The organism is Ochrobactrum sp. C6C9 (genome assembly GCF_022627935.1).
Classification (GTDB): Bacteria; Pseudomonadota; Alphaproteobacteria; order Rhizobiales; family Rhizobiaceae; genus Brucella; species Brucella teleogrylli.
Map to the genome: position 1 here is coordinate 1 of NZ_JABXGB010000101.1, position 734 is coordinate 734.

Consider the following 734-nt stretch of genomic DNA (forward strand, 5'->3'; position numbering starts at 1 on the left):
CGGGCCGACTATTGGGCTGATCTTGATCGGGCCATTGATGCGGAACGGGCACTGCACGGCCAGAAGCCGATGAGGGACAAGCCGCGTGAGCGGGAGGTGAAGGAAACCAAGGTCAGCCGCACCGATCCGGAAAGCGGCTATATGGTGCGCGACGGCAAGCCGAAGGGCTTCTACTATCTCGACCACCGCACGGTGGATGGAAAGCTGGCCATCATCACCGATATCCACGTCACGCCGGCCAATGTGCATGACAGTCGCGTCTATCTCGACCGTCTGGATCGGCAACGCCGGCGCTTTGACTTCGAGGTTGGCGCGGTCGGGCTGGATGCTGGCTATGCGACAGCGGCCATTGCCCGGGGTTTGGAAGATCGCCATATCCTCGGCGTTACCGGCTACCGCACTCCAACGCCGCCCAGGGACGGCATGATGCGCAAGTCGAAGTTCGCATTCGAAGCGGATGCCGATGGCTATCGCTGCCCTGAGGGCCAATTGCTCCCCTATGCCACGACCGACCGCAACGGTTACAAGCATTATGTATCTGATCCGGCCATCTGCCGGACCTGCCCGCTGCTCGCATCCTGCACGGCCAACGCCAAGTCCATCCGTACCATCACCCGCCATGTCTGGCAGGACGCCCGCGAACGCACTGACGCCCACCGGCTCACAGCTTGGGGAAAAGCGATCTACAAGCGGCGCAAGGAAACGGTGGAATGCTCCTTTGCCGACGCCAAGCA

Annotated in this window: 1 protein-coding gene; it reads left to right on the forward strand. The window is 62.0% G+C overall.

The window, feature by feature from the left end:
- On the forward strand, positions 1-734 hold a 734-nt coding region (locus HWD97_RS24235), incomplete at both ends, for a transposase (RefSeq protein ID WP_371835806.1).